The following is an 18,568-nucleotide window of genomic DNA, read 5'->3' as shown; positions in this document are numbered from 1 at the left end:
AACGGCTGCATATGCGTCCGCACTACCCCACCGCATGAGCCCTACTATCGGCTCGCCATGACAGCAGCAGGGAAGCACCAGGTGAGCCGCGCGGAGACAACCCGACGAGCCAGCCGGCCGGGCCGGGCAGGCATCAGAGACGTGGCCGCCGCCGCCGGGGTCTCGATCACGACCGTCTCCGACGCCCTCAACGGAAAGGGCCGGCTCCCGGACGCCACCCGACGCCATGTCCGCGAGGTCGCCGACCGGCTGGGCTATCGCCCGTCGGCCGCGGCCCGAACCCTCCGTACCGGAAAGTCCGGACTGATCGGCCTGACCGTGACGACGTACGGGGATGAACCTTTCACCTTCACCGAGTTCGCGTACTTCGCGGAGATGGCGAGGGCCGCCACCTCGGCCGCGCTCGCCCGGGGCTACGCCCTGGTCATCCTCCCCGCGACCTCGCGCCACGACGTGTGGTCGAACGTCGCCCTGGACGGCACGGTCGTCATCGACCCGTCCGACCATGACCCAGTGGTCAGCGAACTCGTCCGGCAGGGGCTGCCCGTCGTCTCCGACGGCCGCCCGGCCGGCTCGCTCCCGGTGACCGCGTGGGTCGACAACGACCACGAGGCCGCGGTCCTGGGCATCCTCGACCATCTGGCCGCCGCCGGCGCCCGCCGCATCGGCCTCCTGACGGGGACCTCCACCGACACCTACACCCACCTGTCCACCACGGCCTACCTGAGCTGGTGCGAGCGGGTCGGCCAGGACCCGGTGTACGAGTCCTACCCGGCCCACGACCCGTGCGCGGGCGCCGTGGCCGCCGACCGGCTGCTGGCCCGCCCGGACCGCCCGGACGCCGTGTACGGCCTCTTCGACCCGAACGGCACCGACCTGCTGGCCGCGGCCCGCCGCTACGGCCTGCGCGTCCCGGAGGACCTCCTGCTGGTCTGCTGCAGCGAGTCCACGGTGTACGCCAACACGGAGCCGCCGATCACCACGCTCTCGCTGAAGCCCCGGCGCATCGGCACGGCGGTGGTCCAACTCCTGATCGACGCCATCGAGAACGTCGACTCGGACCTCCCGGTCGAGCAGGTGATACCGACCGAACTGATCGTGCGGACGTCCTCGCAGCGCCGTCCGCCGCGCACGACGGTCAGTCCGCCGCGGTCGCCCGAGTAAGGGTGATCCGGGGGCTGTGGTGAGGGGCGGGACAGTGGGCTTGTGCGGGGCCGGCTGCCGGGGAGCGGGGCCGTACGAGGGGTCGGCCCCGTGGGGGAAACGGGAGCCCGGCCCCGTTCAGGAACGCGGGTCCCCGGTGTCGGGACAGTTCACAGATGCCGGTGCGATGATCGCACGAAGCGTCGATGTCCGAGGAACGAAGCAGGGAAGTTCAGGCCGGGCCCGTACGGGAAAGCCCCTCCGAATCGGGGCGAAAGCCGCGGTGAACTGGGGTCCTTCGCCGATTCACCACCCCTGGGTCATCACATGGCGCGATTCGCATTCCTATGATGGGCCCACGACACCGCGGGCCGCTGCGACCAGGCAGTCCGATGCGGTGCAGATGCGGCGCGATGGTGGAGGGGTCGATGACTCAGGGGGCCGGTCAGGGACCCGAGGTGACGCGGACGGCGACGTCGCGCGACTTCCGGGTGCCCGCGTACGTCCATGAGACCGGTCCGTTCGGCGACGGCACGGTACCCGGCGAGACCGCCGCCGGGGCGGCCGACACCGAGGTCCAGGAGACCCCGGAGGGCACGCAGACCCAGGCGGACCTGGAGGAATACCCGGACGGGTACACACCCACCCAACGCGACCTGCCGATCATCAACCGCGGTGACACGGTCCAGGTGACCGTCGACCCCGCGGCCCTGGCCGCCGAGGGCGCGGGACCTCTGTTCGTCGTCGGGGACGTGCACGGCTACCTCGACGAACTGGTGGGCGCCCTTCAGGAGCAGGGCCTGATCGACGGCGCGGGCAACTGGTCCGCGGGCACCTCCCGGCTCTGGTTCCTCGGCGACTTCACCGACCGCGGTCCGGACGGCATCGGTGTCATCGACCTCGTCATGCGGCTGTCCGCCGAGGCCGCCGCGGCAGGCGGCTACTGCAAGGCACTCATGGGCAACCACGAGCTGCTGCTGCTGGGCGCCAAGCGGTTCGGTGACATGCCTGTCAACTCCGGCGCGGGCACGGCCACCTTCCAAGCGGCCTGGCTGCTGAACGGCGGCCAGAAGACCGACATGGACCGGCTTCAGGACCACCATCTCCAGTGGATGGCCCGTCTCGACGCGATCGAAGAGGTCGACGGGCACCTGCTCGTGCACTCGGACACCACCGCCTATCTCGACTACGGCGACTCGATCGAGGCGGTCAACGACACCGTCCGCGAGACGATCACGCGCAACGACGCGGACGAGGTGTGGGATCTGTTCCGCAAGTTCACCAAGCGCTTCTCCTTCCGCGACGAGGGCGGTGTCGAGGCCGTACGCTCCCTCCTCGATACGTACGGCGGCACCCGCATCGTTCACGGCCACAGCCCCATCCCGTATCTGGTGGGCGATGTCGGCGGCGAGGACGACGGTGAGGACAGTTCCCGCCCGAACATCGAACATCCGCATGTCTACGCCGACGGACTCGCCATCGCGATGGACGGCGGTGTGACCATGGCCGGAAAACTGCTGGTCCAGAAGCTTCCGCTGGAACTCTGACGGCTGCCGGGCGCTCCCTGGGCAGGCGGCCCCCGACGACGTACCGCACCGGACGGGGGACAGTCGGACGGTAATTTCGTCAAATCCCCTGTCACCGCGCGCCGTCGCCGCTCTACCATCGGCTTATCCGTAGCAGGCTCCCCTCCGTTTCTGCCCGACGGCTCGTCAGCATGCCGAGCCCCAAGCCCTACGGAGCATCGGGGGATGCACATGAACAGCGTTCCGCAGCACCTGCTGAACGAGGACCGCCAGGAATACGAGCGGATCCTCGATGAGGCGCTGCGCTCCGCCCCACACCGCCCGGAACTGGCCGCCGTCGGTCAGCGGCTGAACCCCGAACAACTGCGCACCATGGCACTCAACGCCACCGCTCTCATCACGGTCGCCGCGTCGACCGAATACCAGCACTACGTGAAGGTCCGCGACGAACTGCGCCACCCGGCACCGTCCACCCCGGCGTCCGTCCACGACTCCGGCTCCACCGAGTCGGGCACGAACACGCTGGGGCTCGCCGCCACTCTGGGCGAGGCCGCCGCCGAGCCCGCCGGGGCGGGCGCCGTCGCCATCGTCGCGGTGCTGGCTCCCGTCCTCGCCGGCACGGCCGCGGCGATCTTCCTGCTCGTGGGCTACATCCTCAAGATGCTCGACCCCGAGCCGGCGTTCGCCAAGACCATGCTCACCACCGGATGGGTGTTCGGTGCGGTGACCGCGGCGGCGATACTCGTCGCCGCCGTCGGCCTGCTGCTCACCGCCCTGCGCAACAGCCCGGAGGCGGAGGAGGCAGGAGCCTACGGCGAGCTGACCGAGGAGGTCGCGCAGGCCAGGGAAGCCTGGCGCGAAGCCCTGCTGGAGCGCGGCATCCTGCCGTTCCTTTGCGATGCCCTCGCCGCCCCCGGTACGGCGGCGATGAAGCGCAAGCCGACCACGGAACCCACCACCGGCCGTATGCCCCAGCTCGGCTACAACCGGCCCGGCTTCACCAGCCCCGACGGCGGAGCCACGACGAGCCACCGCCCCAGCTTCACAAGCCCGGACTTCACCAGCCCGGACTTCGGAGGCCCGGACCACCCGCCGGAGTAACCGGCGGGGTCCGGATGCGGGTCTGGACGCGCGCCCCAGGGCTCAGGCCTCAGGGCCCAGGACTCAGGTGGAACGGGGGCTACTGACGCCGCCTCACCACCTGGGCTTCCGCCCGCTCCGCAGGCGTACGGCCACGCACACGGGACGATCCGCTCAGTCCGCCATCGGCAGATACACCCGGTTGCCGCTGGCGGCGAACTCCTTGGACTTCTGGAGCATCCCCTCAGCGACCTCCTCAGCCGTCGCCCCCGCAGCCGCCGTACCACCGAACTGCTCGGTGATGCTCTGGCTGATCTTCATGCTGCAGAATTTGGGCCCACACATGGAGCAGAAGTGGGCCGTCTTGGCGGGTTCGGCGGGCAGGGTCTCGTCGTGGAACTCGCGTGCCGTGTCCGGGTCGAGCGCCAGGTTGAACTGGTCCTCCCACCGGAACTCGAAGCGGGCATCGGACAGCGCGTCATCCCAGTCCTGCGCACCTGGGTGCCCCTTGGCGAGGTCGGCTGCGTGGGCAGCGATCTTGTAGGTGATGACGCCGGTCTTGACGTCGTCACGATTGGGCAGACCCAAGTGCTCCTTGGGTGTGACATAGCAGAGCATGGCCGTGCCCCACCAGGCGATCATCGCGGCACCGATGCCGGAAGTGATGTGGTCGTACGCCGGCGCGACGTCCGTCGTCAGCGGGCCGAGCGTATAGAACGGAGCTTCATCACAGATCTCCTGCTGAAGGTCGATGTTCTCCTTGATCTTGTGCATCGGGACATGGCCCGGGCCTTCGATCATCGTCTGTACGTGAAAACGCTTCGCGATCGTGTTGAGTTCCCCGAGCGTCCGCAACTCCGCGAACTGTGCCTGGTCGTTGGCGTCCGCGATCGATCCGGGCCGCAGCCCGTCGCCGAGCGAGTACGTGACGTCGTACGCGGCGAGAATCTCGCACAGTTCTTCGAAATTCTCGTACAGGAACGACTCCTTGTGGTGCGCGAGACACCACGCCGCCATGATCGAGCCGCCGCGCGAGACGATGCCGGTCTTGCGGTTCGCGGTGAGCGGTACGTACGCCAGGCGGACGCCCGCGTGCACCGTCATGTAGTCCACGCCCTGTTCGGCCTGTTCGACGACCGTGTCCTTGTAGATCTCCCAGGTGAGTTCCTCGGCCCTGCCGTCCACCTTCTCCAACGCCTGATAGAGCGGCACCGTACCGATGGGAACGGGGGAGTTGCGCAGCACCCATTCACGGGTGGTGTGGATATTGCGGCCGGTGGACAGGTCCATGACCGTGTCGGCGCCCCAGCGCGTCGCCCAGGTCATCTTCTCGACCTCTTCCTCGATGGACGAGGTGACGGCGGAGTTGCCGATGTTGGCATTGACCTTCACCAGGAACCGTTTGCCGATGATCATCGGCTCGATCTCCGGGTGGTTGACGTTCGCAGGCAGTACCGCCCGCCCGGCGGCGATCTCCTCACGGACCACTTCGGGGTCGACGTTCTCCCGGACGGCGACGAACTCCATCTCGGGCGTTATCTCGCCGCGGCGGGCGTACGCGAGTTGTGTCACCGCCTGACCGCTCCGGCTCCGGCGCGGCTGCCGGGGCCTTCCCGGGAACACCGCGTCGAGGTTCCTGAGCCCGCCCCGCGGCGAGGTGTGCTTGATCCCGTCGTCCTCCGGACGGACGGGACGGCCCGCGTACTCCTCGGTGTCGCCGCGGGCGATGATCCAGTTGTCACGCAGCGGCTCCAGCCCCCTGCGGACATCGGTGTCGACCAGCGGATCGGTGTACGGGCCCGAGGTGTCGTACAGAGTGACCGACTTCCCGTTGGTGAGATGCACCTGTCGGACCGGCACCCGCAGGTCGGAGCGTGAGCCCTCGACATACCCCTTGTGCCAGCCGATGGACTTCCCGGCCTCCTGGGACTGTTCGCCCGCAACGGGCTGTTCGTCCTGGTCGGAGGCAGGCGTGCGTGCGTCCTTGATGGTCATGAGACCTACTCCCTACGCCGGCATTACCCGGTAACAGGTTCAGCGGTCGACGCAGCGGATTCCGTCTGCCGATGTTTCATGTGAAACATCACTCGTTCCACGTGTTCCACGTGAAACATCGCTAAGACGGAGGTCAGCGCCCTCTCAGCCCGGTGCTCCGAGCTCCCGCGTGTGCAAAGTCCCACCACGCTAGCGTCTATTTGGGCGAGGTGAACAGGGGGCCCCTGCCGTTCTTGCGATGATCGAGCGGTGACCACGACGCAAGGACCCTCGTACCCGTCCTCCGAGCCACCGCGCGGAAGCGGTGCCCAGCCCGGCTCGGGACCGGGCAGCGGCCACGGAGGCGCAGGCGCGGCGACCGGATCGAGTGCCGGCCCCGGCTACGGGCCCGGCCGGAGGATCGATCGCGGCTACGGGCCCGGAGCGGGGGCGGGCCAGGGCGGCCGTAGGGGCCCGGATGGCCATCGGGGCCAGGATTTCGCGGCCGAGGGGCCGGGGACCGGTCAGTTCGGCCCCCTTCCTGTTCCTGACGGTGGCCGAGGTCCTGGTCCGGGAGCAGGCGGTGGGCACGATCATGGAACCGGCCCGGGACAGGGCGCCGGCCATGGGCACGGCCCCGGCGACGGTGCCAGGGGCGGACCTGGCGGCAGTTCTGGCGGCGAGCACGAGGGCGGGCACGGGCCTGGTGACGGCCACGGACCCGATGACGACCAAGGTCACTCACACGGCCACAGTCACAGTCATGGTCCGGCCGCTCCCGTCTCCATCCACTTGCGGAAGATCATCGGGGCGATCCTGATCCCCTTCGCCGCAGCGGTCGTGGTCGGGCTCGTCGTGCTGTGGCCAGGAGGTGCCCCGGCACACCAGCGCACCGGCGTGGGATTCGACCGGCAGACCCAGGAGGCCACGGTCACCGAGGTCGTCGCAGTGGACTGCAAGTCGGTCAACGCCTCGGGGGACACCCCGACCGGCGGCACGTCCACCGCCGAAGGCTCCTCCGCACAGCAGCAGGCGACCGGCGACTGCAAGAAGGCGACGATCCGGGTCGACACCGGTGACGACAAGGGCCGTACGTTCACGGAGATCGTCCAGCCGGACCAGTCCCGGCAGTTGCACGAGGGCGAGAAGGTCGTGGTGGCCTACGAGCCCTCGGCGCCGAAGGACCTCCAGTATTCGGTGGCCGACGTGAACCGCCGGTTCCCCATGGCCCTGCTGGCCGGGATCTTCGCGCTCGCCGTCGTCATCGTCGGACGCCTGCGCGGGGTGATGGCGCTGGTCGCGCTGGCCGTCAGCTTCATGGTGCTGACCTTCTTCATCCTGCCGGCGATCCTGCAGGGCTCGAACCCGCTGGTCGTGGCGGTCGTCGGAGCCAGCGCCATCATGCTGATCGCGCTCTACATGTGCCATGGCCTCTCGGCTCGTACGTCTGTGGCGGTGCTCGGCACCCTGATCTCGCTGGTGCTGATCGGCATCCTCGGCTCGCTGTTCATCGGATGGGCCGCTCTGACCGGCAACACGGACGACAACACGGGCCTGATCCATGGCCTGTATCCGTCCATCGACATGAGCGGTCTGCTGTTGGCCGGCGTCATCATCGGTTCACTCGGCGTCCTGGACGATGTCACGGTCACTCAGACATCGGCGGTCTGGGAGCTCCACGAGGCCAATCCGACGATGGGGTGGCGCGGGCTGTACCGCGCCGGCATTCGCATCGGCCGCGACCACATCGCGTCCGTCGTCAACACACTCGTCCTCGCCTACGCGGGCGCCGCGTTGCCGCTGCTGCTGCTCTTCTCGATCGCGCAGAGCAGCGTCGGGGCGGTCGCCAACAGCGAACTCGTCGCGGAGGAGATCGTTCGGACCCTGGTGGGCTCGATCGGCCTGGTCGCGTCCGTACCGGTGACCACGCTCCTCGCTGCCCTGATGGTCTCGGCCGACCGCCCGGGCACGCCACCACTGACCGCCGGAGCGGTGGAAGGGCCCCGAGGCACCGGAGTCGGCACACAGGCCGCCGCGGCGGGAGCCGCAGCGAACGCGGGGACCGCGTCCCAGTCGGGCCAGGCACGCGCCGGAAAGGGCCGTCGCCGAAAGCACTGACGTAGCTCCGGTGCGTCGGCTGCGCGCCTGCGCGCCTGCGCGGAAGTACGGCTGCGCGCTTCTCCTCCCATCGAGGAGAAGCGTTACACCGCCGGCGGGAGAGCTGCCGGGACTCGCTCAGCCCGCGCTCTGTTCCTCCGCCAGGATGCGGTCCAGCGCATCGTCGAGGTGGGCGTCGAAGTCGGCGAGGGAACGCTCCTGCCCCAGCGGCACCAGCTTGTCGGTGCGATCGAGGAACGCCACCAGCGGCGCCGCACCGGAGCGGAACAGCGCCTGGTCGCCGCCGACCTGAAGCCGGATCAGCACCTCGCCCAGCACCTCGGTGTCGGCCGGCGAGATCCGCACATCCCCGTCCCCGCACGGCCGCCCCACGCCGTCGATCAGCAGCTCGCGCCCGAAGGCCCAGGTCACAGGGGCGTCGCCAGGCAGATGGAAGGTCAGCCGGACGGCATAGGGATCACAGGTCTCGTAGCGCAGCTCCACCGGAATACGGAAGGAGAGCTCCTCCGAGACAAGAAAGCTCATCATGACTTCTGCCTGCACCGACTCGCGCATCGCCTATCCCTGTCACTTGCCGTGGACTGGCCTGGAATCATCGCTCTGATACTGCTCGAATCTTGCTGAAAGTACACGGTGAATCACAAGGAGTGAGTTTTCAGATACTGATAGAGATCGCAAGCGATCCCAGCAGTCTTCCGACCTCTGTCTGCAACTGCTGGGCTGCGACTAGCAGTCGATCGGTCTGCTGGGAAGGAAGAGAAATGGCCAATGTGGCGGCCGTGTTACCGACAGTGATCGGGATCGCCGCACAGACCGTCCCCAGCGCGTACTCCTGCCGTTCCACGACGAGTTCCATGCGCCGCATCCGGTCGAGGCGGCGCAGCAGCGAGTGGCTGTCCCGAACGGTGTAGGGGGTGACCGCCTGTACGGGGTGACGGTCGAGATGGTCCCGGCGGTCCTGCTCGTCCAACTGTGAGAGCAGGCACTGCCCGACGGCGTGCGCGTGCCCGGTCTCACGGAAGTCCGCCCACTCCTCGACCGCTGGGTTGCTGGGGGTGTCGGAGACGCACATGACCTCGATCTCGCCGTCGCGGTACAACGCGTAGTACACAGGTACGCCGATCATGTCCCGCCAGTGGGCGAGTGCGTCCACCACCGTGCTGCGACGTTTCTGCCTCGCACCGCTGCTGCCCAGTCGCTCGGCTGCCTCACCGAGGAAGAACAGCCCTTTCTCGCGCCGGAGATAGCCCTCGAAGACGAGCGTTCGCAGCAGATGGTAGGCGGTCGGGAGAGCGAGGCCGGTCTCCCGGGCCAGTTGTTTGGCGGGGGCTCCATGCTCGTGTGCGGCGACGGACTCCAGCAGATGCATCGCGCGCTGTACGGAGCCGATAAGGGTCGCCGTGGAGTGCGGCTCGGTGGGTGGCACGAGCGCGGGAACAGGTGGCGGGACGTGTTCGAGGGCAGGCGCCGACACGGGTCTCTCGGCGGGCCGGACGCGCGTCCCCGGGGAGGGCGCGGTCCGTTGCTCCGGTCGGCGTTGTACGGGTGGAGCCTGTGGTTCCGCGGGTGCGGTGTCGACCATGGCGAGGGTCACTCTCGAAGGCGAGGGGGCTACCCGTGCGGAAGGGCACGGGAGGAGGGGGTACGCCGTCCGCGAGGGTCGTCCCCGCGTCGAATTCCGGACTCTAACGGCCCGTCACCGCGCGCAGACGGCCCGTACGGGAAACTTCCCCCGCCCGAGGGAACCGGCGATTTCTGTTACCGGCGCCCGCGCCGTCCCGCCCATCGGCTCCCGTGCCCCTGTCGCCCCACCGCTCTCACCAGTCGCTGCGCGACGACGAACTCGACGTGAACTTCCGTACGACGTAGATGAGTCCGCCGACCAGGGCGACGAAGACCAGCGCCTTGAAGAGCAGGCCGATGACGAAGCCGACGACACTCACTATCAACCCGCCGAACACGACGAGGGCGATGACCGGCACCGCGACCCACTTAACCCACCACGGCATTCCCGCGAAGATCTCTCGCATCGCCCTTTTCCTTACGTCTTTGCCCGTCGCATCCGCACGGGGCCTGCGCCCTTCGCTCGTGCCGGGACATTCGATGTTCCGCCTTCGATGCTAGGGCGGCAGGGAGCTCGGCGGGGGCCTCGCATCCCTTGTCCGCCCCTGATCGATCCCCTAGGGAACCCTGAGGCGACAGGTCAGCTCTCGGGCGGAGAGAAGACCACCATGACCCGCAGATCCTCGCTGATGTGGTGGAACTTGTGGGCCACCCCGGCCGGCACGTACACAACGCTGCCCCGCGCGACCTGGGTCGTCTCCATGCCGACCGTGATCGCGGCACGCCCGCTCACCACGAAGTACACCTCGTCCTGGCGGTGAGGCTGCTGCGGGTCCTGCTCGCCCGCGTTCAACGCGTACAGGCCGACCGACATGTTCCGTTCGTGCAGGAACTGCAGGTAGGCGCCATCGTTGGCGGCACGTTCCGCCTCCAGTTCATCCAACCGGAATGCCTTCATCGCCCTCGCCCACACTCGTAACCGATCTCTTCTGCCACGATCAGACACATGAAGAATTTCGTAGTCAAGACGATCGCCAACGCCGGCGCCCTCGGCGTGGCCGTATGGATACTCGACAAGATCACCCTGACCGGTGACAGCACGGGCAAGAAGATCGGCACGCTGATCGTCGTCGCCCTCTTGTTCGGCCTGGTGAACTTCCTGGTCAAGCCACTCGTGAAGGTGCTTACCTTCCCGCTGTTCATCCTCACGCTCGGCCTGATCACCCTGGTGGTCAACGCCCTGATGCTGCTGCTCACGTCATGGCTGGCCGACAAGTTCGACCTGAGCTTCCACGTCGAGGGTTTCTGGACCGCCGTCCTGGGCGGCCTGATCATCTCGATCGTCTCCTGGGCGCTGCACATCGTCCTGCCCGACGAGGACTGAGGACATCCATGGCTTACCGTGTCTGTTTCGTCTGCACCGGCAACATATGCCGCTCCCCGATGGCGGAGTCCGTCTTCCGCGCGCGCGTGGAGGAGGGCGGACTGGCCGGCCTCGTCGAGGTCGACAGCGCCGGCACGGGCGGCTGGCACGAGGGCGACGGCGCCGACCCGCGCACGGTCTCCGTACTGAAGACAGCCGGTTACGACAGCGATCACGCGGCCCGCCAGTTCCGGGCTGCGTGGTTCGCCCGCCTGGACCTCGTCATCGCCCTCGACGCAGGACACCTGAAGGCTCTGCGCCGCCTGGCGCCCACTCCGAAGGACGCCGAGAAGGTGCGCCTGTTGCGCTCGTACGATCCCGCCGCGGGCGCCGATCTCGATGTCCCCGACCCGTACTACGGGGGTATGGACGGCTTCGACGAATGCCTTGAGATGGTGGAGACGGCGAGCGCCGGTCTGCTCGCCGCGGTTCGGGTGGACATGGAGGAACGGACGGTATGAGCGAGTCAGCTGCAAGCGAGAGTTCGGGCACACATTCGAACTCAGGTTTGGGTGACAGCACGCGCGCGGTGCGGGCGGGACTCCCCGAGCCGGTCAAACACGAACCGGCCCTCCCCGGTCCGGTGTTCGCGGCCCACTACCACCTGCCGGGCGCGCCCACCGGCCCGTACACCTACGGCCGCGACGAGAATCCGACCTGGACGCTGCTCGAGCGTGCCATCGGCGAGCTGGAGGCACCGGACCAGGACGGCGTCGCGACGCTCGTCTTCGCCTCCGGCATGGCCGCCGTCTCGTCGGTGCTCTTCTCCCAGCTGCGCACCGGGGACACAGTCGTCATGCCCGGCGACGGCTACCAGGCGCTGCCCCTGGTGGGGGCCCAACTCGAGGCATACGGCATCGAGGTACGTACCGCTCCGACCGGCGGCGATACTCAGCTCGACGTTCTCGACGGCGCGCGGCTGCTGTGGATCGAGACCCCGTCGAACCCGGGACTCGACGTGTGCGACGTGCGACGACTGGCCGCGGCGGCACACACACGCGGCTGCCTCGTGGCCGTCGACAACACCCTGGCGACGCCGCTCGGACAGCGCCCACTGGAGCTCGGCGCCGACTTCTCGGTGGCCAGCGGAACCAAGCAGCTCACCGGGCACGGCGACGTCCTGCTCGGATACGTCACCGGGGCGGATGCCTCCGCGATGGCCGCCGTACGACGGTGGCGCAAGATCGCCGGGGCGATTCCCGGGCCCATGGAGGCCTGGCTCGCGCATCGGTCGATCGCCACGCTCCCCTTGCGCGTCGAACGGCAGGACACCACCGCGCTGACTCTTGCCGAGGCTCTGAGCGGGCGGCCCGAGGTGACCGGGCTGCGTTATCCGGGACTGCCGGACGATCCGTCGCACAAGATCGCTTCGCAGCAGATGCGGCGCTACGGGTGTGTCGTCTCCTTCGTGTTGCCCACGCGCGCGCGTGCCGACCGCTTTCTCGGCGCGCTGCGGCTCGTCGACGACGCGACGAGTTTCGGTGGCGTCCGGTCCACGGCCGAACGGCGCGGCCGGTGGGGCGGGGACGCCGTGCCGGAGGGCTTCATCCGTTTCTCGGTCGGCGCCGAGGACCCGGAGGATCTGGTGGCGGATGTGCTGCGCGCACTGGAGGAGTCGACGGACTGACCGCCGAGCGGGCCCGAGAGGGGGGCGGATATGCGCGACGGCGGTCCGAGCCTCCCCCCTCGTGGCTCGGACCGCTGCGGTTCCGCGCACGAAGAACCGCGCGCATAAGGCTAGTTGACTCTGTGTCAGTGTCCAATCACGGTAACGACAGGAGCCTATCGACTTATTTATAGTTGGCGCGGCCGGAGGCCGGGCACAGGAAGGGGATGGTGCGCCATGGACCTGGCCTTGCTGCGGACCTTCGTGACGGTCCACAGAGCTGGCTCGTTCACCCGTGCCGCCGCCCTGCTCGGCCTGTCGCAGCCTGCTGTCACCTCGCAAATCAGGACCCTGGAGCAGCAAGTGGGACGCCCTCTGTTCCTGCGCCAGGCCCGTGGCGTGACCCCGACGACCATCGGCGACGAGCTCGCCCACAAAGCTGCGCCGCATCTCGACGCGCTCGTGGAGATCACCGAGACCGGGCTGGACGAGGACTCCTCCGTCCGCACCCTGCACCTCGCCGGGCCACCAGAGTTCACTGCGGAGCGCGCACTTCCCGCGCTCACGGAGCTGACTGGGGAGGACGGCCAGGGTTTCGCGCTGCGCGTCTCCTTCGGCACCGCCGAGGAGACCCTTGAGGGACTGTCCGCCGGACATCACGATCTGGCCATCAGTACGGCCCGGCCGCGCGGCACCCTCCTCGCGGCGACTGCGCTCTGCGACGAGGAACACGTCCTGGTCGCCGCTCCGCGCTGGGCGGCCGACATCGGCCCCGGGAGGCTGCGCCGCGAGGGAGCGCCTGTCCTCGAGAACCTCCCCATGGTGGAGGTGCACGAGTCGCTGCCCCTCATCACTCGCTACTGGGCCTCCGTCTTCGACTCCCGCCCGGCCGCCTCGGGCACCGTGATCGTGCCCGACCTGCGCGCGGTACTCGCCTGCGCGGCCGCGGGCGCGGGACTCGCGGTACTGCCCCGGTATCTGTGCGCGCCCGCCCTGGAGCGCGGGGAGGTAGTTGCTCTGCACGATCCGGCGGTGCCCCCACTGCGGACGTACTTCCTGGTGGTCCGCACCGGCACGCTGGCCATGCCGCACATCGCGCGGGCGCACGAGTGGCTCCAGCACGCGGCGGCCGACTGGGGCTGAGCACCCACTGGTCTCTGGAATCCTTCTGAGCATCTTTGCGATGTTTCACGTGAAACATCGCATTTCGCTCATGAGGTCCAGCGCTCTTGCTTCGTCGGTAGCGCTTCGCAGGGATGAGACATGTTTCACGTGGAACCAGCCGGGCCACATTTCTCCCATGACCGTCCGACCCGTGGTCAAGCGCACCGCACGCGCCATCCTGCTCGATGGCGACGACCTGATCCTCATCAAGCGGACCAAGCCGAGTGTCGATCCCTACTGGCTCACTCCGGGCGGCGGGGTCGAACCGGACGACGCGACCGTCGTCGACGCCCTGCACCGTGAAGTGCACGAAGAACTGGGCGCCAAGATCACCGATGTGGTGCCCTGTTTCGTGGACACCGTCGAGCACATCGGTGCGGACGGCGGTGCCACGGGCGTGAAGGTGCAGCACTTCTTCGTCTGCCGTCTGGCGTCCATGGATCCCGCGCTGCGACACGGTCCCGAGATCGACGAGCCCTGCGGCGAATACGAGATCGTCCGCATCCCCTTCACTCGGGTCGGCATCGCCTCCGTCCACCTCGTACCGCTGTCGCTGCGCCATTATCTGGACGGGAACATCGAGGGCGTGCGGGCCATGCACGCTCCTGACCTGGGCTGACAAGGAGCAGAAGGTCAGCTCCCGGCGACGAGCAGTTCTTCCACCGCGTCATGTCGGATCCGCTCCGCGGGGATGCCGACGCTTCGCAACGCCTCCACACCGCTGCGGATCATCCCGGGAGGACCCGACAGATAGGCGTCGTACTCGTACCAGGGCCCGTACTCCCGTACGGCGTCGGGAAGCTGCTGATGCGCCTGCTCGTCGATGACCGCGCGCACCGCGAGCCAGGGGTGGCTCTGCTGGAGCCGCAGCATGGTGTCGATCTCGTACAGATCGAGATCCCTGCGGGCGCCGTAGAACACCTCGACCCGCCGCCGGTCACCGTGCTCGGCGACATCCTCGACCAAGGCCTTGATGGGGGCGATGCCGGTACCGCCGCCCAGACAGAGCAAGCCGCTGTTGGTGGTGTGATCGACGGTCATCGTTCCGGCGGGCGGGCCGAGCCTGACCACGTCTCCGGGCCGCGCGCGGTGCACCAGTGCGTTTGAGACCCAGCCCGCGGGCACGGCCTTCACGTGGAACGAAAGAAGACCGTCGGATCGCGGCGCCGAGGCGAAGGAGTAGTGCCGCCAGACGCGGGGCCACCACGGCGTCTCCAGGCTCGTGTACTGCCCTGCGAGGAACGGGTACGGCTGGTCGGGACGGACGGTGATGACGGCGATGTCCCGGGTCCTGAGGTCGTGCGAGACGACCTCCCCGTACCACCAGGCCGGAGCGCGCAGTTCGTCGACGGCCGCCGCGTCGATCATCACCTGCGACATCGTCGTGTACGCCCGCACCCAGGCCGCTTCGGTCTCCTGGTCCCATATCGCGGCGGCGTGCCGGCTCAGCGAGCCGATGAGGCACTCGCCGACGGCCGGATAGTGCTCGGGCCGCGTGCCGTACTTGCGGTGGCCGCGGCCGAGGCTCTGCAGATACGCGACCAGGACCTCGGTGTTGTCGATGTGCTCGGCGGCGGTGAGCAGTGCCTTGAGCAGGCGGTCCCGCTGGGTGTCCATCGCGGCCGGGAAAAGGGAACGCAGTTCGGGATGACGGACGAAGAGAAGCGCGTAGAAGTACGAAGTCGCCTTGTCGGCGACAGGACCGACAACCTCCATGGTCCGCTGGATGAGCACTGCGTCCGGGGATGCCCCCTGGAGCGGCCCCGTGGCCGGGGCGAGCCTCTGCACGGGCACAGGCGGGTCGGAAAGCGGCGCGGGGGGAGCGGGTGCGACTGCGTCGGGCGAGGCGGCAGAGGGCGGCGCTACGAAGGCCTGCGCCTCAGGGGCGGAGGGTGGGCGAACCGGGGTCTCGTTGGCCGTGGGCGCGGGAGCGAAGGGCGCGGGAAGCGGCGACGCGGGAGCGAGAGGCAGGGGAGGCAGGGGCGCGGGAATCGGAGGGGGAGCCGGAAGCTCAGGGGGCGCCGACGCGGGTATTCGTGCCTGATCCGGCGGAGGCTCGGTCGCACTCGGACGATCACTGCCGTCCGGCGAGGAACTCGTCGCGCCGCCTGTCGCCGGCCTTCCCACGGGACGAAGCGCGGCCAGCCGACTGCCTTCCGTTGCCTCTTGCTCGCCGCCCGGGGGCGTCTCCGGCTGCTTGTGCGGCTTGAACCAGCCGCCCCCGCCGCTGCCGCCGGAAGTGCCGTTGTCGGCCGACGTGGTGGTCGGAGCGTCCATGGTCTGCCTCGCCTCGAACATCTTTCGGTCGGTCTGCACACTTCCCCGGTCGGAATGTGCCCGCGTCCCCCGCTGACGGCTTACATTTCCCCGTTCGGCCCCCGTCCAATGCGGCCGCATTCAACCCGGATCACCACTCCGTACGGACGAGTAAGGCCAGAGTGTGACATTGCCCGCAGTGCTCTCACCGCAGCGTCCCACCGTGGACGAACGCCTCCACCGTGTAACCGGAAATGCGAGTCTTCGATCTCTCCGTCCCGTTAGGCTGCATTGCCCCGCTCTTGCCCCGTGCGCGAGATACGCACCCCCGATGCGGACAAGAACCGGAGTCGACCATACCGGCCGTCGCCACGCGCACAAGTCCGGCCCTTCCTCACCCGGGAAAGTACAAAGGGCGAGCCGTCGATTCTCTCAATTACCAGGCGCCGCACACCAATTCATAGGCATCCCACAAATCCCGCCCGGCGTAGGTGTGGGTCGCGAGGCCCGCCAGATGCCGGTCGGCGTTGACCGCCACGGAGACCGGCACGGCACCGAAGAGCTCCGCGTCGGAGAGCGAATCGCCGTACGCCACGCAGTCGCCGCGGGTGAGCCCGAACTGCCCGCAGAGCCGGTCCGCGATCTCCACCTTGGCCTTGGGCGTCAGGATTCCGGCGGGATCCAGCGACTCCATGAAGGGCACCGCGGGGAAGCGCGAGCCATGCGCCGCATGGGCGCCCCAGCCCCTCAGCCGTTCGACGAAGAACGACGGCGACAGAGAGACAACGGCGCAATACTCCCCTCGACTTCTGATCTCGGCCCATGTCTCCCTGATCCGCCGCAGCCAGGGCGCTCCCTCGAAGGCCGCATCCCCATGGGCAGGGGTCAGTTCCGCCCAGAGGAGATGTACCCGTCGGGCGTACTCCGCAGGCTCGACACGGCGTGTCACGAAGGCCCGTTCCAACTCGGCTATTTCGCGGTCGAGCCCCAGTTGCCGGGATATCTCGACGGGAGCAGCCGAGCCATACAGCAGTGTGCCATCGAGATCGAAGAGATGCAGTCGCGTCATGACTGCTGAGGCTAGGTCCTGTCGCCCGATGACCGATGCTCAGCGTTTCACGTGAAACATCTGTCCACGCGCTGCACGGACCGGCGCGACATGGCCGAATGAGTGTGCGTTCAACCGCAAACAGGTGGACGGCGGGGGTGTGGGTCGGACAGCCTGACCTGCGTGCCGACTCCTTCCCCTGCTGATCTACCCATCCGCCGTCTGACGCATCGCGACCTCGCCGCCTGCGCCGACCTGTCCGAAGACCGACGTTGGCCTCGTGAGGAGCACAAGTGGGGTCTCCTGCTCACGGCCGGGAAGGGCTATGGCATCGACGACCCCGGCGGCGGGCTGATCACCGCATGCGTCGTCACCGAGTACGGACCGTACGGAAACCCCGATTTGGGGGCCATCGGCATGGTGCTGGTCGCCGAGCGGCATGCCCGGCAGGGCGTCGGACGGCGGCTGATGCAGCACGTCGTCGCCGCGATGGGCACCACGCCCCTGACACTGCACGCGACTCCGAACGGCCGCCCGCTCTACGAAGAACTCGGCTTCAAGGTCACCGGCGGAGCTGAGATGGTGCGCGGACACTTCACGCCGCACGGCTTGGCGCCGAAGGTCGGAACGCGCGCGGCCACGGCCGAAGATCTCGCCGGGATCCTCCAGCTCGACGAGAAGGTGTTCGGCACCGACCGCACACACGTGATCACCCGGCTGCCCGCCTTCGCCGACCTGTTGCGCGTTGCCGAGGAGAACGGCCGGCTCATCGGCTACGCGGCAGCCTGGCCCAACATGGACACCCACGTCGTCGGTCCGCTGATCGCTCGTGACACGGAGACAGCGAAGGCGCTCCTCGCGTCTCTCGCCGCCCACAGCGACCGTCCGTTGCGCACGGACATCGATGTACGGCACGAGGAACTGCTGGCCTGGGTGAAGGAACACGGGCTGGCGCCGGTGGGCTTCAACGCGGTGATGACGTACGGGATGACCGAACTGCCAGGTGACTGGACACGACGGTTCGCGCCTCTGACCGTGGCCGCGGGCTGAAAGGGCTGCATTCGAGGGCCGGTCTCGGCGCGACGGCGATGACGGCAGCGGAGCGGGGCCATGCGGCCGATCTCGTCGTGGAGTCGGTGAACCTGCCCGCATAGGCTGTGATCATGGGAGATCTTGAGATACGCGCCGCGACGGCGGAAGACGTTCCCGCGATAGTCGGCATGCTCGCCGACGACCCGCTGGGCGCGCGGCGCGAATCACCGGACGACTTGACCCCGTACCTGACCGCGCTGGACCGTCTGGCCGCCGACCCGAACCAGCACCTGGTCGTCGCGGTCCGTGAGGGTCGCGTGGTAGGCACGCTCCAGCTCACGACGATTCCCGGACTGTCCCGCAAAGGGGCGACCCGGTCGATCATCGAGGGCGTACGGGTCCACGCCACCGAACGCGGCAGCGGCCTGGGCACTCGACTCATCGAGTGGGCCATCGCCATGTCACGCCGGGAGAACTGCCAGTTGATCCAGCTGACTTCGGACATCACCCGTACGGACGCCCACCGTTTCTATGAGCGGCTCGGATTCACGCCTTCACACGTGGGCTTCAAACTCCAGCTCTGAGCACTCCTGGAAGCGTCATGTTTCACGTGAAACATGACGCTTCGCCACGGC

18 protein-coding genes and 1 riboswitch are annotated in these 18,568 nt (G+C 68.4%); of the genes, 11 read left to right on the top strand and 7 right to left on the bottom strand.

Translation table 11 applies throughout. The features are described from left to right. Positions 1–57 precede the first annotated feature (57 nt). The 3 genes from ADL01_RS34775 (at position 58) to ADL01_RS34765 (ending at position 3,770) form a co-directional block, all read left to right on the top strand. Positions 58–1,164, top strand: a complete 1,107-nt coding sequence (locus ADL01_RS34775) for a LacI family DNA-binding transcriptional regulator (RefSeq protein WP_078960929.1) — start codon at positions 58–60, stop codon at positions 1,162–1,164. 407 nt (positions 1,165–1,571) lie between these two features. Next, complete coding sequence (locus tag ADL01_RS34770; RefSeq protein ID WP_053746037.1) at positions 1,572–2,690, top strand: metallophosphoesterase; 1,119 nt, start codon at positions 1,572–1,574, stop codon at positions 2,688–2,690. Positions 2,691–2,894: 204 nt separating this feature from the next. Further along, the gene (locus ADL01_RS34765) at positions 2,895–3,770 is read left to right on the top strand and encodes a hypothetical protein (protein WP_053746036.1); all 876 of its coding nucleotides are present in this window, start codon (positions 2,895–2,897) and stop codon (positions 3,768–3,770) included. 153 nt (positions 3,771–3,923) lie between these two features. Here ADL01_RS34765 and thiC read toward each other — a convergent pair whose 3' ends face one another. Continuing rightward, a complete protein-coding gene (gene thiC / locus ADL01_RS34760; protein ID WP_053746035.1) occupies positions 3,924–5,744 on the bottom strand; it encodes a phosphomethylpyrimidine synthase ThiC in 1,821 nt (606 codons plus the stop codon). Beyond that, positions 5,737–5,923, bottom strand: a riboswitch (TPP riboswitch). It overlaps the preceding gene by 8 nt. Positions 5,924–5,993: 70 nt before the next feature. Here thiC and ADL01_RS34755 point away from each other — a divergent pair. Continuing rightward, on the top strand, positions 5,994–7,841 hold the full coding sequence (locus ADL01_RS34755; protein WP_078960928.1) for a YibE/F family protein: 1,848 nt from the start codon (positions 5,994–5,996) through the stop codon (positions 7,839–7,841). A 117-nt stretch (positions 7,842–7,958) separates the two neighbouring features. On the opposite strand, the gene ADL01_RS34750 is transcribed toward ADL01_RS34755, so the two are convergent. From ADL01_RS34750 to ADL01_RS34735, 4 genes are all read right to left on the bottom strand, one after another. After that, positions 7,959–8,396, bottom strand: a complete 438-nt coding sequence (locus ADL01_RS34750) for an SsgA family sporulation/cell division regulator (RefSeq protein ID WP_053746034.1) — start codon at positions 8,394–8,396, stop codon at positions 7,959–7,961. A gap of 100 nt (positions 8,397–8,496) precedes the next feature. Then, positions 8,497–9,423, bottom strand: a complete 927-nt coding sequence (locus ADL01_RS34745) for an IclR family transcriptional regulator (RefSeq protein ID WP_267889956.1) — start codon at positions 9,421–9,423, stop codon at positions 8,497–8,499. A 235-nt stretch (positions 9,424–9,658) separates the two neighbouring features. Beyond that, positions 9,659–9,871, bottom strand: a complete 213-nt coding sequence (locus ADL01_RS34740; RefSeq protein ID WP_053746033.1) for a DUF5326 family protein — start codon at positions 9,869–9,871, stop codon at positions 9,659–9,661. 173 nt (positions 9,872–10,044) lie between these two features. Continuing rightward, positions 10,045–10,362, bottom strand: coding sequence for a cupin domain-containing protein (locus ADL01_RS34735; RefSeq protein ID WP_053746032.1), 318 nt, complete (start codon positions 10,360–10,362; stop codon positions 10,045–10,047). 48 nt (positions 10,363–10,410) lie between these two features. On the opposite strand from ADL01_RS34735, the gene ADL01_RS34730 reads away from it, so the two are divergent. The 5 genes from ADL01_RS34730 to ADL01_RS34710 all read left to right on the top strand — a co-directional run bounded on the left by ADL01_RS34730 (position 10,411) and on the right by ADL01_RS34710 (position 14,216). Continuing rightward, positions 10,411–10,788 carry a phage holin family protein gene (locus tag ADL01_RS34730; protein WP_053746031.1) on the top strand — a complete coding sequence of 126 codons (378 nt, stop codon included), beginning with the start codon at positions 10,411–10,413 and terminating at the stop codon, positions 10,786–10,788. Between the two features lie 8 nt (positions 10,789–10,796). Beyond that, a complete protein-coding gene (locus tag ADL01_RS34725; RefSeq protein WP_053746030.1) occupies positions 10,797–11,288 on the top strand; it encodes a low molecular weight protein-tyrosine-phosphatase in 492 nt (163 codons plus the stop codon). Beyond that, a complete protein-coding gene (locus tag ADL01_RS34720) occupies positions 11,285–12,454 on the top strand; it encodes a cystathionine gamma-lyase (protein ID WP_053746029.1) in 1,170 nt (389 codons plus the stop codon). The genes ADL01_RS34725 and ADL01_RS34720 overlap by 4 nt, the downstream gene beginning before the upstream one ends. A gap of 216 nt (positions 12,455–12,670) precedes the next feature. Beyond that, positions 12,671–13,576 (top strand): LysR family transcriptional regulator, encoded by a 906-nt coding sequence (locus tag ADL01_RS34715; RefSeq protein WP_053746028.1) that lies wholly within the window; start codon positions 12,671–12,673, stop codon positions 13,574–13,576. A 157-nt stretch (positions 13,577–13,733) separates the two neighbouring features. Continuing rightward, complete coding sequence (locus ADL01_RS34710) at positions 13,734–14,216, top strand: NUDIX domain-containing protein (RefSeq protein WP_053746027.1); 483 nt, start codon at positions 13,734–13,736, stop codon at positions 14,214–14,216. Between the two features lie 14 nt (positions 14,217–14,230). Here the strand turns inward: ADL01_RS34710 and ADL01_RS34705 are convergent, their stop codons facing one another. Together ADL01_RS34705 and ADL01_RS34700 are read right to left on the bottom strand one after the other, a co-directional pair. Next, positions 14,231–15,895 (bottom strand): globin domain-containing protein, encoded by a 1,665-nt coding sequence (locus tag ADL01_RS34705; protein ID WP_078960933.1) that lies wholly within the window; start codon positions 15,893–15,895, stop codon positions 14,231–14,233. Between the two features lie 394 nt (positions 15,896–16,289). Continuing rightward, positions 16,290–16,922, bottom strand: coding sequence for an HAD family hydrolase (locus tag ADL01_RS34700; protein WP_053746025.1), 633 nt, complete (start codon positions 16,920–16,922; stop codon positions 16,290–16,292). A gap of 162 nt (positions 16,923–17,084) precedes the next feature. On the opposite strand from ADL01_RS34700, the gene ADL01_RS34695 reads away from it, so the two are divergent. Continuing rightward, positions 17,085–17,951, top strand: coding sequence for a GNAT family N-acetyltransferase (locus tag ADL01_RS34695; RefSeq protein WP_053746024.1), 867 nt, complete (start codon positions 17,085–17,087; stop codon positions 17,949–17,951). A 113-nt stretch (positions 17,952–18,064) separates the two neighbouring features. Continuing rightward, positions 18,065–18,517 (top strand): GNAT family N-acetyltransferase, encoded by a 453-nt coding sequence (locus ADL01_RS34690; protein WP_053746079.1) that lies wholly within the window; start codon positions 18,065–18,067, stop codon positions 18,515–18,517. Positions 18,518–18,568: the final 51 nt, after the last annotated feature.

Source organism: Streptomyces sp. NRRL WC-3618, from assembly GCF_001280005.1.
GTDB lineage: Bacteria > Actinomycetota > Actinomycetes > Streptomycetales > Streptomycetaceae > Streptomyces.
This window is presented reverse-complemented; position numbering and strand designations above follow the sequence as displayed.